Raw genomic sequence first — 16,163 nt, forward strand, 5'->3', positions numbered from 1 at the left:
GTTTCTCCCGGCGGCCATTCTCCTAGCGCTTGAGGCCGTGCTCGATGGCCTCGATGATGCGCGGCCGCAGGTCGGCCGTGCTGATGATGGCGTCCACCGAGCCGACCTCGACCGCCCGCTGGATGCTGTGCACGCGGTCGAACTCGGCCGCCACCTCGCCCACCTTCTCGGCCCGGACCGACGACTGGAGCTCGGCCAGCTGCGAGTTCAGCGCGGCCCGCTCGGCTCCGGTGGCGCCCGAGACGCGCGCCTGGAGATCGACCACGCGCGGGTCGGTGGCCGTGCGGTTGTTGACGTCGCCGGAGAAGACGACCGCGGCCGCCGGGGCGCCGCCCAGCACCGAGGCGAACGAGCCCTCGAGCGCGAGCACCGTCATGTTCGGGTTCAGGGCCTTCGAGAAGACCACGAACGCGCCGCCGTGGTAGCGGGAGATGACGCAGAAGACGATCGGGCCCTCGAAGTTGACGATCGCCCGGCCGATCTCGGCGCCGTACTCCAGTTGCAGTTTCCGCATCGACTCCGGGGAGCCGTCGAAGCCGGACAGGTTGGCCAGCACGACCAGCGGCCGGTTGCCGGAGGCGGCGTTGATGGCGCGGGCGGTCTTCTTCGACGAGCGGGGGAACAGCGTGCCCGCCGTGTACGTGTCCGGGCCGTCGGTGGGCGGGAAGCCGCGGCGCGGCACCGACCGCGACTCGATACCGACCAGGCAGACCGGCCACCCGCCGATGTGGACGTCCTGCACCACCGACGTGTCGGCGTCGGCCATGCCGGCCCAGCGCTCCAGGACCACGTGGTCCTGGTCGGCCAGCGCGCGCATGACCGTACGGATGTCGAAGGGCTTCTTGCGGTCGGGGTTGTGCTGAGCCGAGAAGATCTGGCCGACCGTGGTGAAGTCGCTGCCGGCGAACGTGTGCGGGAACGACGAGACGTCACGGTCGGAGGGGTCCGACGTGGTCGCGCGCCGCGGCCCGGTCTCGCCCGGCAGGACGTACGTGTGGTCGTAGTGCGCCATGAGCACGTCGCGGGCGCCCGCCAGGTCGGGCGCCCAGTACTGCGCCTGGCCGTTGGGGCCCATCACCCGGTCGTAGCCGCCGATGCCGAAGTTGTCCTCGGCCGACACGCCGCCGGAGAAGTCGAGCGACTGCTTGCCGGTCAGCACCATGGCCGAGTCGGGGGTCATGACCAGCACACCCTTGGTGTGCATGAGCATGGTGGCCTCGGCGTTCCAGTACGGCTGGGCGCCGACCGTGATGCCCGCGATCACGATGTTGATCTCACCGCCGGCCTGGGTGAAGGTGACGATCCGCTTGAGGGCGGCCGCGACCCAGTCCATGTTCTCGGTGCCGGAGCTCATCGAGATCTTGGCGCCGGCCGACAGGGCGTACCACTCCAGCGGCACCCGCATCCGCTCGGCCAGGTCGAGCGCGGCGATCACGCGGGCCGACTCGGGCTCGGCCAGCGATCCCAGGGATTTGGTCGGGTCGCCGAGCAGCAGCACCCGGGTGACGCCCTCGGGGTAGCGCTCGGTCCTGGTGGTGATCACGCCGGCGACGATGGCCGCGGTGTTGCGACCCTTCGGCCTTTGCACCTTTACAAGTTCGTTCTTCTCGTCAAGATCATATTCGACGAAGTCGCCGAGCATGCCGGTGAGCTCGTACGGGTACGTGTTGCCGCGGCGGGCCGCCCGCAGCACCTTCTGCCGGTAGTCGTCGAGGGGCTGCACGACGTCGGAGCTCGGCTCGCCGACGTGCAGCTTGGCGCCGCCCGCCTCGAGGGTGATCCGCACCGAGACCTCGGTGAGCTCGCCGCTCGACGTGCGCTGCCGGGCCAGGAACTCGACCTCCTCCAGGCCGGCGCCGACGGTGGTCGGCAGGATGCGCTGGACCAGGGCGTTCAGCTCGTCGGGGGACAGCTCGGTGGTCGGCCAGATGTAGAAGAAGATGCGGTTGGTGTCGAACCGCTTGTTCTGCGGGCGCTGGGCCTGGATGTTGCGGATCGCGTCGAGGCCGGCGGTGATCGCGTCCTCGACCGCGGGCAGCGCCACCAGGCGGCCGTCGGCCTCGCGCAGCGGGGTCAGGTCGCGGACCTGGCCCATGGCGATGAGCCGCTCGTCGGCCGGGTTGCTGCGGGCGACCGCCTTGAACAGATAGATCTCCTCGTCGGCCGAGGGCAGCCGGGTGAGGTGGAACTCGCGCAGGCGCTGGAGTTGCAGGCGCTGGGCGATCTGCGGATGCAGGCCGCGGATCAGCCTGTCCTCGCCCAGCGCGCCGTCGTCGCCGGGGCGGAAGGTGAAGTGGTGGTGCATGACGCCGCTGCTGCCGGCCACGGTGATCGTGACGCGCCGAACGCCGGTGATCGTCAGGCTCGCCGCCAGCCGCTCCGCGATCGTGTCCGCGTCGGGCTGGTCCTCCCACTTCACGTAGATGTCGGCGACCTGCGGTTCTTGAGCGGCGACCGCGGTGAGGGCGCTGGGCAGCGCGCTGATGTCGACGGCGGTGGCGGCCACCCGGGTCACGCCGCGGGGGCCGGTGTGCTCGGTGGTGACGAGGCGGACACCGTCGACCTCGTGCGCGGTGAAATCGGTGAGGGCCCGGTTGCTGTAATAGCGGCGGGTCAGCACCTCCAGCAGCGGGGCGTGGTCGCGGCCGGGCCGCCCGATCCGCTGGCCGATGAGCCGCACGAGGGGCTCGGAGCTGGCGACCATCGACTGGATCCGCTCGGCCCGGTCCGGCGCCGCCGGGTTGGCGTCGAGGTGGCGCAGGTCGTCGCGGACCTCGGCGTAGACCCGGGCCCGGTTGCGGCGCAGCAGCGGCTGGGCGAACCAGCGGAACACGACGCCGCGGGCCAGGTCGGAGACGGCCGGGAAGCGCACCTGGGTCGCCGAGACGAGGTGTTCCAGCACGAGGCCGGCCTGCTCGGCGAGGAGCTCGGCCGGGGGTGATCCGGCCAGCCACTGGCGCAGGAGCTCGGACACGACGGCGGCCTCGGCCGACACGCGCTGCTGGGCCAGGAAGACGCGGAAGACCGCGGATTCCAGTTCGGTCGTACGGTCGAGGCCGTTGACGCCGTAATGGGCCAGCACGGCTTCGAGCTTGGCCTTGAAACCGTCGGTGAGACCGGCCCGCTCGGCATCCAGGCTCTGCAGGTAGCTGTGGAAGTACTCGCGGGGGCTGTGCACCGGGTTGCCCGGCTCGACGTCGGCGTCGCCCTTGTTGCGGCTGAGCTCGAGCAGGTCGGCGAAGACGGTGAGCAGGTCGAGCTCGCCCGGCAGCGGGCGCCCGCCGAGCTCGGCCCGGGCCGCCAGATAGCCGCCCAGCACGCGCTTGCGGCTCTGCGGGTCGACGTCGAAGCCGAGCAGCATGCTGCGCAGGTCGGCCAGGTGCTCCAGCGCGCGGTCGGCCGCCTCTTTCGCCTGCGCGCCCGGAAGGTCGATCTTGACGTCCTGGCCGCCCGTGGCCTCGTCCTCGGCGCCGTCGCCGAGCGGTTCCAGGCGCATGAGCGGCGCTCCGGTCTCGACCTGGCTGCCGACGCTCACCGGGCACTCGCGCACCCGGGCGTGGAACGGCGCCCGGAGCACCGTCTCCATTTTCATGCTTTCCAGGACGAGGATGGGCGCGCCCGCCTCGACCTCGTCGCCCACGGCGAGCGGGGTGGCCACGACCAGGGCCGGGGCGGGGGAGCGGACCACGCCGCCCTCGTCGCGGCTGACCCGGTGGGTGACCCCGTCGACCTCGACCAGGTGGATCGGGCCGTGGGTGGCGGTGATCAGCCGGAAGCGGCGGCCGTTGACCAGGGCCTGGCCGCTGTGCTCGTCGAAGCGCTCGAGCACCACGTCGGCCGCGTGCACGTCGCCGCCGGCCGAGACACCGACCCGGAAGCGCCGCTGGCCGACCCGGGCCACCGAGACCTTGTACGAGGTGCCGCGCAGCTTCAGGTCGAGCGGGCGGCTGGTGTCGTGCTGCACCTGCGGGCGGCCGCCGTGCGCGGTGGCGAGCAGCCGCGTGCGGCTGACCTCCTCCTCGTCCTCGTACGCCTCGATGGCGGCCGCGGCCAGCGCGATGGCCGAGTGGCGGTGGCTGACCAGGCGGCCCTGGGCCCGGACGCGGTCGATCCAGCCGGTGTCGGCGCTCGCGTCGATCACCTCGGGCTGGTCGAGCAGGTCGAGCACGAAGCTCTTGTTGGTGGCGCCGCCCTCGATGATGACGGTGGTCTCGGCCATGGCGCGGCGCAGCCGGCCCAGCGCCTGCTCACGGTCCGTCCCGTACGCGATGATCTTGGCAATCATCGAGTCGAAGTCGGCCGGGATGGTGTCGCCCTCGCTGACACCGGTGTCGACCCGGATGCCCGGGCCGGCCGGAAGGGCGAGCCGGGCGATGCGGCCGGGCGCCGGGGCGAAGTCGCGGTCGGGGTCCTCGGCGTTGAGCCGGGCCTCGACGGCGTGGCCGGACTCGGCCGGCTGCGGGCCCTCCAGGCGGCCGCCGGCCGCCACGTGCAGCTGGAGGCGGACCAGGTCGGTGCCGGTGGTGATCTCGGTGATCGGGTGTTCGACCTGGAGGCGGGTGTTCACCTCGAGGAAGGCGAACAGCTTCTCGCCCGGGTGGTAGAGGAACTCGACGGTGCAGGCGCCGCGATAGCCGACCTTGACGGCGAGCCGTTCGGCGCTCGACTTCAGCTCGGCGGTCTGCTCGGGCCCGAGAACCGGGGAGGCCGACTCCTCGATGATCTTCTGGTTGCGCCGCTGCACCGAGCAGTCGCGCACGCCGAGGGCCCAGGCGGTGCCCTGCCCGTCGGCGATGACCTGCACCTCGACGTGGCGGGCGCCGGTGACCAGGCGCTCCAGGAAGACGACGCCGGAGCCGAAGGCGCGCAGGGCCTCCTGGCTGGTCCGCTCGTAGGCGTCGGCCAGGTCGGCCCCGGAGGCGACCATGCGGATGCCGCGGCCGCCACCACCGGCGGTGGCCTTGAGCATGAGCGGGTAGCCGATCTCGTCGCCGGCCCGCAGCGCGTCCTCGAGGGTGGCGACCTCGCCCCGGCTCCACGGAGCCACCGGGACGCCGACCTCCTCGGCGATCAGCTTCGCGCCGATCTTGTCGCCGAGCTTGCGCATGGCGTCGGCGCTGGGCCCGACGAAGGTGACGCCGATCTTGTCGCACAGCTCGGCGAAGGCCGGGTCCTCGGCCACGAAGCCCCAGCCCACCCAGGCCGCGTCGGCCCTGGTGGCGAGCAGGGCACGCTCGAGGACGGCCAGGTCGAGATAGGGCCGGGCCGAGGCGGGGCCCAGGTTGTACGTGACGTCGGCCTCACGCACGAACGTCGAGTTCCGATCGGCGTCGGTGTAGAGCGCGACCGTCTCGATGCGCGCGCCGGTCTCGGCGGACAGATCCCGGACGGCGTGGATGAGCCGCATAGCGGCCTCTCCGCGGTTGACGATTGCGACACGACTGAACACCGGTTGAGCCTCCCAGCACCACTTACGCGCAGAAGGCGACGTCCGGGTCCCGGAGCGCCGCCTGCACCTGCCTCTACCCTGTCCGATTACCAGCGGGTAACCAATGCTCGCATCGTGCATGGCAGACGAGATGCTTTGTGAGGATCCCACAAAAGATGCCGTGGATCGCCACCGGTCCGGCCTAGATCACCTCCGTGACGTCGCGGCGCGGAGCCGGATGGCCGGGGGAGCCGTAGCCGAACCGGATGACGATCTGGGGCCAGCCGTAGCGGCCCAGCGAGCGGCGCAACTGCTCGCGGGCGGCCGGCACCTCGATCGGCTGGCTGATCATCGACGTGCCGAGGCCGGCCGCGGTGGCGGTGAGCAGCACCCGCTGAAGTCCCTCACCGGCCAGGATCTGGTCGGCCGGCCGGTCGCCGGCCACGCCGAGGATGCCGACCAGCGGCTCCGGCTCGTAGTCGCGCCCGGCGACGCGCCGCCGGTCGTTGAAGAACCGCTGCGGCAGCAGGTCCTGCGGCTCGGCCAGGGGCGCGCCGGCGGTGACCGGAATGCCGTCGGCGGCCGACTCGACATGCGTCCAGGAGGCCTGCTCGGCCTGGTAGGCGGTGTCGCGCCGGAGCACCCGGTCGGCCGAGCGGGCGATCTCGGCGAAGGCGCCGATCGCGGTCATGCCGACCAGCAGGTCGAGCCAGGCCGACTCCTCACGGGCGGCGGCGATCAGCCGGGCCCGCACGTCGGCCGGCACCGGATCGGGCCAGAACGGCCCCCGGTTGCTGTAGCGGCGCTCGATCGCGGCGTGCAGCTCGGCCTCGGCGTACGTCGGCGGCCGCCCCGGACCGGGGTTCAGCCGGGCGATCAGCCCGGCGTCGTGCGGGTCGGGCAGCAGCCGCACCTCGGCCGGATGGCCGGCCCAGGCCAGCGCGAGGCGGGCGTTGAAGGTGGCGGCGCCGCAGGCCAGGCGGGCGGCCCAGCCGTCACGGTCGAGGTGGTGCAGCCGCCGGGCGGGGTCGGTGCGCACCTCGATGGCGCCGCCGTCGAGCCGGAACAGCCAGGGCTGGCTGTTGCCGATCGAGGGCGCCCGGATCCCGGCCTTCGCGGCCAGGCGCAGGTCGGTCTCGTCGTAGGCGGACACCGTGATCTCCCTGTCCTTCTTATTCGATGATCGTGATGACGTCGCGGACATCCCGGCGCGGGCGAGGCGGCAGGGGCTCCGGCGCGGCCGGGTAGCCGAGCCGCACGACCAGGTAGGGCTCGCCGACCCCGGCCAGCAGACCGGCGACGAGCTGCCGGGGCCACTCGACCTCGATGGCGTCGCTGATCGGGGCGGTGGCCAGCCCGTCCGCGGTCGCGAGCAGGAGCAGGGCGGAGAGAGCCTCGCCGCCGCGCAGCAGATCGACCGGCCGGGTGTCCTCGCCGAAGAGCACCACGTAGGCGGCGCCCTGATCGTGCTCGGCGCCGACGGAGAGCCCGGCCTCGCCGTCCGGGGCGAAGTCGCGCACCGGCACCCGCCGCAGTCCGGCCTCGACCGCGGTCGACCTGGGCACGCCGTCCCCGGCGAACTCGGGCCGGCTGGTCCACCGGTCGAGCTCGGCCCGGTATTCCGGGTCGCCCAGCTCGGCGTCGCCGGCCAGCTCGGCCGAGATGGCGAGCTGGGCGATCTGGTCGGTCCGCACGAGATGCAGATAGGCCCCCTCGGCCTCGACGAGCTGCCGCAGCCGGGTCAGCTCGGCCTCGGAGACCTCCCGCTCGCCGAACGAGCGCCGGTCGGTGCGCCGCCGCGGGATCGCGGCCTCCAGACGCTGCGCCCCGGGGTCGGCCGGAACGGCCGGGCCGAGCCGGACGCGGGCCAGGACCTCCGGCTCGGGGAACCGCTCCACGGTCGCCGACCAGCCGTGCGCGGCCAGCGACACCCGGGCGTGGTGCAGGGCCGCCCCGCAGCTCAGCAGCAGAAGCCGGCCGTCCCGGTCCACCGTGCCGAGCTTGCGGTCCTCGTCGGCGCGCAGCTCCAGCGTGTCGCCGGCGAGACGCCAGGACCAGGGCTGGGTGTTGAAGACGGACGGGGCGTGCTGGGCGGCTTGAGCGGCCTTCTCGAGCGGCGTTGTCATGGCAATCACTCTCCTCGCACCGGCGTGTCGGCACCGGAGGCCTTGCGCCCGACCATCCGGGACCAAAGTCCCGCCCGCCCGCCGCCCGGGCCGTGGCTGTGCCGGCTGGACCACCAGGCCGACGCGCGCAGCAGCAGGGCGGGAATCGCGGCGAAGACGGCGCAGGCCACGAGCTCGCGCCAGGTCAGCGCCTCGGTGCCGAGCAGAGCCCGCAGCGGCGGCAGCAGGACGCCGCCGATCTGGAGGAGCGCGCACACCGCCACGGAGATCAGCAGCCACCGGTTCCGGGGCGTACCGGCCGCGGGCCGGGCCCGCACGGCCAGGGCGACCCCGAGCTGCGCCAGCCCGAGCACGACGAACATCACCGACTGCCACGGCCGGTCGAACAGCATGGCCAGCACCCCGGCGGCCAGCGTCACCGACCCGAGACAGAGACCACCCAGGATCACGGCGGCCAACAGCCCGTCACCGAGCACGGACTCCTGAGGCGACCGGGGACGCCGATCGCTCACCCCCGCGTCGGCCGGCTCGGCGCCGAGCGCCACCCCCGGAATGCCGTGGGTGAGCAGATTGATCCAGAGCAACTGCCCCGGCAACAGCGCCAGCGGCATGCCCAGCAACGGCCCGGCCAGCATCACGAGCAGCTCGGCTATGCCACCCGACAGCGCGTACCGCAGGAACCGCCGGATGTTGTCGTAGATCCGCCGTCCCTCACCGATGGCCGCCGCGACGGTACCGAGGTTGTCATCGACCAGCACGAGCTCGGCCGCCTGCCGCGCCACCTCGGTGCCGCCGCCCATGGCGACCCCGATGTCGGCCCGCCGCAGCGCCGGCGCGTCGTTGACCCCGTCACCGGTCATCGCCACCACCTCACCGCGCTCCTGGAGGGCGGCGATGATGTCGAGCTTCTCCTCGGGCTGCACCCGGGCGTAGACCCGCGCACCCACCTCCCCGGGCCCGGAGGCGACCTGGTCACCGTCCCCGAGAATCCCCAGCTGCCGCCCGATGGCCCCGGCCGTGGCCGGATGGTCGCCGGTGATGAGAACCAGCCGCACGCCCGCCCGCGCGAACGCCTCGGCGGTGCCGGCCGCACCGGCCCGCAGCGGATCGCCGATACCCACCAGCCCCGCCACCCGCAGCCGTGGCGGATCAGCCGGATCGGGCCGCTCGTCGGTGACCGCGGTGGCGACCGCCAGCACCCGCAGCCCCCGGGCCGCCAGCTCACCCGCCGCCCGCGCCAGCTCGCCCGCAGTTCCGCCGGAGGCCGGGCCGGCAAGCTCGGCGGCGGCCGTCAGCACGCTCTCCGGCGCGCCCTTGCAGACGGTCAGATAGCCGCCCCCGGGCCGGCGGTGAACGGTGACCATGCGGCGGGTGTCCTGGTCGAAGGGCTGCTCGGCGACGCGCGGGTGGCGGCCCCGCTCGGCTTCCGCATCGAGCCCGCAGCGGGCCGCGAAGGCGACGAGCGCCGCCTCCATCGGGTCGCCCGCGGCCGCCCACTCCGGACGGTCGCCGGCCGGGGCGATCAGCTCGGCGTCGTTGCAGAGAAGCCCGCCCAGGGCGAGCTCCCGGACCTCACCCGGCGTTTCCGGGCCTGCGGCGTCCGGTGTGACGGTGCCGGTGGGGGCGTACCCCTCGCCGGTGATGGTGAAGGTGGTGCCCGCGGGGGTGAGGGCGCGCTGGACGGACATGCGGTTCTCGGTGAGGGTGCCGGTCTTGTCGGAGGCGATCACCGTGACCGACCCGAGGGTCTCGACCGCATGCAGGCGGCGGGGGATGGCCCTGGTCCGGGCCATGCGGCGGGAGCCCAGGGCCAGCGCGAGGGTCACCACGGCGGGCAGGCTCTCGGGCACGGCCGCGACGACCAGGCTGACCGCGGTGATGGCCATCCGGGCCAGCGGCTGGCCGGAGAGGACGCCGGCCGCGAAGACGACGGCGGAGATCGCGACCGCGGCCAGGCCCAGCACGCGGCCCAGCGTCGCGAGGCGGCGCTGCAACGGGGTCGCGCCGGAGTCGGTCTGCGCGACCAGCGCCGCTATGCGGCCGAGGGAGCTGTCGGCCCCGGTGCGAACGACCACACCGGCGGCCCGGCCGGTGGTCAGTACCGTGCCGGAGCCGGCCTCCTCTCCGGCCGTGTGGGCCACCGGCGCCGACTCGCCGGTCAGTGACGACTCGTCGAAGGTGGCGCGCTGGGATTCGACCAGCAGGAGGTCGGCCGGGACGATGTCGCCCGCCTCCAGGCGTACCAGATCGTCCTTGACCAGATCGGCCGCCGGAAGAATGAGGTCGTGGCCGTCGCGGACCGCTCGGGCCGACGGCGCGGCGAGGCGGTCGAGGGCCGCGATGGCGGCGTCGGCGCGCACCTCCTGCACGACGCCGATCACCGTGTTCACCAGCACGACCAGCACGATCACGGCCGTGTCGGGCACGTCGCCGAGCAGGGCGGTGATCACGGCGGCCGCGATGAGCAGCAGCACGAGCGGGTCGGTCAGCTGGCGGCCCACCCGCCCGGTCAGCCGGCGCGGGCGCGGCGGATCGACGGCGTTGGGGCCGTCGGCGGCGAGGCGCCGGGAGGCCTGGTCGGAGGTGAGCCCGAGCGTGGTCGGTGCGGTCGCGGTGTCCACGGTGGGCAGCATTCCGGGTTCGGCCCGGCCGCGGGAGAGCCGAAAGTCCTGGCATAAAAATGCCGGTACTTAAGTCTTGGGCGGCACAGGACTTTAGACCCTCCTCCGCGGACGGCCTCGCCCGACAGGATCGAGCCATCCGTGGAAAGGACCAGCCCGTGGACACGCTCGACATTGCCCGATGGCAGTTCGGCATCACCACCGTGTACCACTTCTTGTTCGTGCCGATCACCATCGGCATGTCGGTGCTCGTCGCCGGCCTGCAGACCGCCTGGGTCCGTACGGGTAAGGAGCACTACCTCAAGGCCACCAAGTTCTGGGGCAAGCTCTTCCTGATCAACTTCGCGATCGGCGTCGTGACCGGCATCGTGCAGGAGTTCCAGTTCGGCATGAACTGGAGTGCGTACTCCCGCTTCGTCGGTGACGTCTTCGGGGCGCCGCTCGCGATCGAGGGCCTGCTGGCCTTCTTCCTCGAGTCGACGTTCCTCGGCCTGTGGATCTTCGGCTGGGACCGGCTGCCCAAGAAGGTGCACCTCGCGACCATCTGGGCCGCCGCGATCGGCACGCTGCTGTCGGCGTACTTCATCCTGGCCGCCAACTCGTGGATGCAGCATCCGGTCGGCTACAGGATGAACGACGAGACCGGCCGCGCCGAGCTGACCAGCATTTGGAAGCTCCTGACCAACTCGACGACGCTGGTCACGTTCCCGCACACGATCACCGCCTGCTTCCTCACCGGCGGGGCGGTGCTCATGGCGGTCAGCGCCTGGCACCTCAAGCGCAAGAACCAGATGGACGTCTTCCGCCCCAGCCTCAAGCTCGGCGCCTGGGTCGTGCTCATCGCCGGCGTCGGCGTGCTCATCACCGGCGACCAGCAGGCGCGCATCATGACCGAGCAGCAGCCCATGAAGATGGCCGCCGCCGAGGCTCTCTACGAGAACGCGGCGCCCGCCGGCTTCTCCATCTTCACCATCGGCTCGCTCAACGGCGAGGAGGAGCTCTACAGCGTACGGATCCCCTCGCTCCTCTCCTTCCTGGGCACCGGCACCTTCGACGGCGAGGTCGAGGGCATCGACAACCTTCAGGCCGAGTACGAGCAGAAGTACGGACCCGGCGAGTACGCGCCCTCGATCCCCGTGACCTACTGGTCGTTCCGCCTGATGATGGGCTTCGGCATCGCCACCATGGCGGTCGCGCTGGTCGCCCTTTGGGCCATGCGCCGAGGCCGGACGCCGACGAACAGATGGCTCTGGCTTGCCGTCATCCTCTCGTTCGGCGGGCCCCTCGCGGCCAACTCGTTCGGCTGGATCTTCACCGAGATGGGCCGCCAGCCGTGGACGGTGTTCGGCCTGTTCAAGACCTCCGAGAGCGTCTCACCCTCGGTCAGCACCGGTGAGGCCGCGACCTCGCTGATCACCCTCACCGTGCTCTACGGCGTACTCGCTGTCGTCGAGGCCGGGCTCTTCCTCAAGTACGCGAGGGCCGGCGCCCCCGAGATCCCACCACCGTCCGGCTCGGACTCCTCCGACGAGGACCGTCCGCTCGCCTTCGCCTACTAGCCCATCCAACCACCCCGCCACCGCCCTTAATCGGTCTGAAGGCAGATTCTGATGGAACTCACCACCGTTTGGTTCGCCCTTATCGCGCTGCTGTGGGCCGGCTACTTCCTGCTCGAGGGCTTCGACTTCGGCGTCGGCATCCTGCTGCCCGTGCTGGGCCGCGACAACCGCGAGCGCCGCCTGCTCATCAACACGATCGGCCCGGTCTGGGACGGCAACGAGGTGTGGCTGATCGTCGCCGGCGGTGCCACCTTCGCCGCCTTCCCCGAGTGGTACGCCACCCTGTTCTCCGGCTTCTACCTGCCGCTGCTGCTCATCCTGGCCGCTCTGATCATCCGCGGTGTGGCCTTCGAATATCGGGGCAAGCGCGACGACGAACGCTGGCGCCGCCGCTGGGATCTCTGCATCATCGCGGGCAGCTGGATCCCGGCGGTCTTCTGGGGCGTCGCCTTCGGCAACATCGTGCGAGGGGTACGCCTGGACGCCGACCACGAATACGTCGGCGGCTTCTTCGACCTGCTCAACCCGTACGCCCTGGTCGGCGGCCTGACGACGTTGGCGCTGTTCACGCTGCACGGCGCGGTCTTCCTGGCGCTCAAGACCGACGGCGAGATCCGGGAGCGGGCCGGCCGGCTGGCGGCCCGGCTGATCGGGCCGGCGGTCGTGATCGCGGCCGGCTTCCTGCTCTGGACGGCGATCGCCCACCACGACGTGGCCGGCTGGATCCTCATGGCCGCGGCCGCGGTGTCGCTGCTGGCCGCGATCCCGGCCATCCGGGCCCGGCGCGAGGGCTGGGCCTTCCTGGCCACCGCGGCCACGATCGTGCTGGCGGTGTTCGCGCTGTTCGTGACGCTGTTCCCGAACGTCATGCCCTCCTCGATCGCCGACGCCAACAGCCTGACCGTCACCAACGCGTCGGCCTCGGCGTACACCCTGAAGGTCATGACCTGGGTCGCGGCCGGCTGCACGCCGTTCGTGTTGCTCTACCAGAGCTGGACCTACTGGGTGTTCCGCAAGCGGCTCAGCGTAGACAAGATTCCGGCATGAGGCCGCTCGATCCGCGGCTCCTCCGGTACGCCCGGAGCACCCGGGCCTACCTGGTGGTCACGGTCGTGCTCGGCGCCGCCCTGGCCGGGCTGATCGTGGCCCAGGCGACGCTGCTGGCCGGCGGCATCACCGCGGTCTTCCTCGATGGCGCCGGTCTGGGTGACCTGCGGGCCACGCTGATCGGGCTGGCCGTGGTGATCGCCGGCCGGGCCGCCGTCTCCTGGGCGCAGGAGGCGGTGGCGGCCCGGTCGTCGGCCTCGGTCAAGAGCGAGCTGCGCCTCGCCCTGCTCCGGCGGCTCGCCCAGCGGCCAGGCTCGGCCGAGACCGGGGCCGCGGTCACCCTGGTCGTCCGGGGACTGGACGCGCTCGACGCGTACTTCGCCCGCTATCTGCCGCAGCTGGTGCTGGCCGGGCTGGTCCCGGCGATCGTGCTGGCCCGGATCCTGCCGGCCGACCTGATCGCCACCGTGACGATCGTGCTGACCCTGCCGCTCATCCCGGTCTTCATGGCGCTGGTCGGGCTGCAGACCGAGAGCGCCAACCGCAAGCAGTTCAAGCTGCTCACCCGGCTGTCGCATCACTTCCTCGACGTGATCGCCGGGCTGCCCACGCTCAAGCTGTTCGGCCGGGCCCGCGCCCAGGCCGCCACGATCCGGCGGATCAGCGACGATCAGCGGCGCCTGACGATGCGTACGCTGCGCATCGCCTTTCTCTCGTCGTTGGTCCTGGAACTGCTGGCGACGCTGTCGGTGGCGCTGGTCGCCGTCGGTATCGGCCTGCGGCTGGTCGACGGGCGTCTCAACCTGGCCACGGCGCTGCTCGTGCTGATCCTGGCCCCCGAGGCCTATCTGCCGCTGCGCCAGGTCGGCGCCAACTACCACGCCAGCGCGGAAGGCCTGGCCGCCGCGTCGGACGCGTTCGCGATCCTCGACGAGCCGGAGCCGGCGTCCGGCACGGCGCCCGTGCCGGACGGGGCGATCGCGTTCGAAGAGGTCGTGGTCCGCTACCGCGACCGTGACGCGCTGCGGCTGAGCGCGGTCGTCGAGCCGGGGGAGATCGTGGCGCTGACCGGCCCCAGCGGCTGCGGCAAGTCGACGGCGCTCAACGTGCTGCTCGGCTTCGCCACCCCTGGCGCGGGCCGGGTCACGGTCGGCGGCGCCGACCTGGCCACTGTCGATCCGGGCGCGTGGCGGTCGCGGATCGCGTGGGTGCCGCAGCGGCCGTACCTGTTCGCCGGGACGGTCCGGGAGAACATCGCCCTCGGCGCCGGCCCGGACGCCGACGTGGTCACCGCGGCCCACCGCGCTGGGGCGCACACCTTCATCCTCGGCCTCCCGCGGGGCTACGACACGATCCTCGGCGACGACGGCGCCGGCCTGTCGGCCGGGCAGCGGCAGCGGATCGCCCTGGCCCGGGCGTTCCTGCGGGACGCGCCGATCGTGCTGCTCGACGAGCCCACCGCCAACCTCGACGCGGCCACGGCCGCCGAGGTCATGTCCGCTGTTCGCCGCCTGGCCCACGGCCGCACGGTGCTGATCGCGGCCCACCGGCCCGAACTGATCGCCCTGGCGGGCCGGGTCGTCGAGCTCGCGCCCGCCGCCGGCGATCTCCCGGCGCCCACGGCCCCGGTCCCCTCGGTCAACGAGCGTCTCCTGTCGGGTGCCGCGCGCCTCACCTCGGACGGTGTTCTATGACCTGGTTCACGCTGCTGCGTACGGCGTCCCGGCCGGCCGCACCCGGGCTGCTGCTGGCCGTGCTGGCCGGCATCGGGGCGGCCGGGGCCGCGGTCGGGCTGATGGCCACCTCGGCCTGGCTGATCTCGCGGGCCGCCCTGCACCCGCCGGTGCTGCATCTGATGGTCGCGATCGTCGCGGTCCGCGCCTTCGGCATCGGCCGGGGCGTCCTCCGCTACGCCGAGCGCCTCGCCGGCCACGACGCCGCGCTGCGCGTGCTGGGCCGCCTGCGCGTCCGCCTCTTCGACCGGCTGGCCGCGCTCGCGCCGGCCGGCACGGCCGGCTTCCGTGGCGCCGACCTGGCCCAGCGCCTCGCCTCCGACGTCGACGCGGTGCTGGACATGCTCGTCCGCGTGGTCCTGCCCTACGCGGTCGCGGCCGTCGTCGGCCTCGGCTCGGTCGTGCTGATCGGCACGCTGTCCCCGGTCGCCGGGGTGGCGCTCGCCCTGGGCCTGCTGGTGGTGGCGATCGGCGTGCCCCTGTTCCAGTCGGCGGCCGCCCGCCGTGCCGACGGCCGTCTCGCCCCGCTGCGCGGCGGCCTGGCCACTGCCACCGTCGACCTGCTGCACGGCCTGCCCGACCTGACCGCGTACGGCGCCACGGCCACCCGGCTGACCCGCCTCACCGAGGCCGACGCCGAACTGCGCCGGGCCGAGCAGCGCTCCTCGGCCGCCGCCGGCGCCTCGGCCGCGGTGACCGCCCTGGCCACCGGCCTGAGCCTGATCGCCGGCCTGGCCGCCGGCGCGGTGGCCGTACGCTCCGGCGGCCTGCACGGCGAACTCCTCGCCGTCGTCGTCCTGACCCCGCTGGCCGTCTACGAGTCGATCGCCGGCCTCCCGGTCGCCGCTCAGCGCTTCGCCGCCGCCCGCACCTCCTTGCGCCGCCTGGCCGAGATTCTCGATGCCCCCGACCCCATCGCCGTCCCGAAGGAGCCTGCCCGGCTGCCGTCCAGCGTCACCACCTCCGTCGCCCCCGCGATCAGCGTGGAGGGTGTCAGCGCCTCATGGGTGCCGGGACGCACGGCCGTGCGCGATGTCAGCTTCGAGCTGCCCGCCGGGGCGCGGGTGGCGCTGACCGGGCCGAGCGGATCCGGCAAGAGCACGATCGCGGCTCTGCTGGTCCGCTTCCTCGACCCCACGGCCGGGCGGATCACGCTCGACGGGATCGATCTGCCGCGGCTCGACCCCGACGAGGTGCGGCGGGTCGTCGGCTATCTGCCCGAGGACGCGTACCTGTTCGACACCACGATCTCGGCCAACCTGCGCATCGGGCGGCCGGACGCCACCGAGGCCGACCTGCGCGCGGCTCTCGCCCGTGCGCGCCTGCTCGACTGGGCCGACACGCTGCCCGACGGGCTGGAGACCTTCGTGGGTGAGCACGGCATGGCCCTCTCCGGAGGTCAGCGCCGCCGGCTGGCGCTCGCGCGGGCCCTGCTGGCCGACTTCCGCGTCCTGATCCTCGACGAGCCGACCGAGCACCTCGACGACGAGACCGCGGCCGCTCTCACCCGCGACCTGCTCGCCGCGGCCGGCGACCGCTCGGTCCTGCTGATCACCCACCGCACCGACGTGGCGGCCCAGGTCGATCAGGTGATCGACCTGGGCGCGGTCAAGGTGCCGGAGCCCGTCGCGGTTCCCGAGCCGGTGTAA

General features: G+C 72.9%; 8 protein-coding genes. 4 read left to right on the forward strand and 4 right to left on the reverse strand.

The genetic code is table 11. The annotated features are described in order from the left end of the window. Nucleotides 1–22 precede the first annotated feature (22 nt). The 4 genes from ACFY36_RS41290 to ACFY36_RS41305 all read right to left on the reverse strand — a co-directional run bounded on the left by ACFY36_RS41290 (nt 23) and on the right by ACFY36_RS41305 (nt 10,175). Nucleotides 23–5,449 (reverse strand): ATP-binding protein, encoded by a 5,427-nt coding sequence (locus ACFY36_RS41290; RefSeq protein ID WP_499751372.1) that lies wholly within the window; start codon nt 5,447–5,449, stop codon nt 23–25. 181 nt (nt 5,450–5,630) lie between these two features. Continuing rightward, a complete protein-coding gene (locus tag ACFY36_RS41295; RefSeq protein ID WP_499751373.1) occupies nt 5,631–6,581 on the reverse strand; it encodes an Acg family FMN-binding oxidoreductase in 951 nt (316 codons plus the stop codon). A gap of 19 nt (nt 6,582–6,600) precedes the next feature. After that, on the reverse strand, nt 6,601–7,554 hold the full coding sequence (locus ACFY36_RS41300; protein ID WP_499751374.1) for an Acg family FMN-binding oxidoreductase: 954 nt from the start codon (nt 7,552–7,554) through the stop codon (nt 6,601–6,603). A 5-nt stretch (nt 7,555–7,559) separates the two neighbouring features. Next, nucleotides 7,560–10,175 (reverse strand): cation-translocating P-type ATPase, encoded by a 2,616-nt coding sequence (locus tag ACFY36_RS41305; protein ID WP_499751375.1) that lies wholly within the window; start codon nt 10,173–10,175, stop codon nt 7,560–7,562. Nucleotides 10,176–10,333: 158 nt separating this feature from the next. On the opposite strand from ACFY36_RS41305, the gene ACFY36_RS41310 reads away from it, so the two are divergent. From ACFY36_RS41310 to cydC, 4 genes are read left to right on the forward strand one after another with little or no spacing between them, the layout of a single operon-like run. Then, nucleotides 10,334–11,734 (forward strand): cytochrome ubiquinol oxidase subunit I, encoded by a 1,401-nt coding sequence (locus ACFY36_RS41310; protein WP_499751376.1) that lies wholly within the window; start codon nt 10,334–10,336, stop codon nt 11,732–11,734. 51 nt (nt 11,735–11,785) lie between these two features. After that, nucleotides 11,786–12,781, forward strand: a complete 996-nt coding sequence (cydB, locus tag ACFY36_RS41315) for a cytochrome d ubiquinol oxidase subunit II (protein WP_499751377.1) — start codon at nt 11,786–11,788, stop codon at nt 12,779–12,781. After that, nucleotides 12,778–14,475 (forward strand): thiol reductant ABC exporter subunit CydD, encoded by a 1,698-nt coding sequence (gene cydD, locus ACFY36_RS41320; protein WP_499751378.1) that lies wholly within the window; start codon nt 12,778–12,780, stop codon nt 14,473–14,475. The genes cydB and cydD overlap by 4 nt, the downstream gene beginning before the upstream one ends. Then, on the forward strand, nt 14,472–16,163 hold the full coding sequence (cydC, locus tag ACFY36_RS41325) for a thiol reductant ABC exporter subunit CydC (protein WP_499751379.1): 1,692 nt from the start codon (nt 14,472–14,474) through the stop codon (nt 16,161–16,163). Before cydD ends, cydC begins: the two co-directional genes overlap by 4 nt.

Origin of the sequence: Actinoplanes sp. NPDC000266 (assembly GCF_042899005.1) — a bacterium.
Classification (GTDB): domain Bacteria; phylum Actinomycetota; class Actinomycetes; order Mycobacteriales; family Micromonosporaceae; genus Actinoplanes.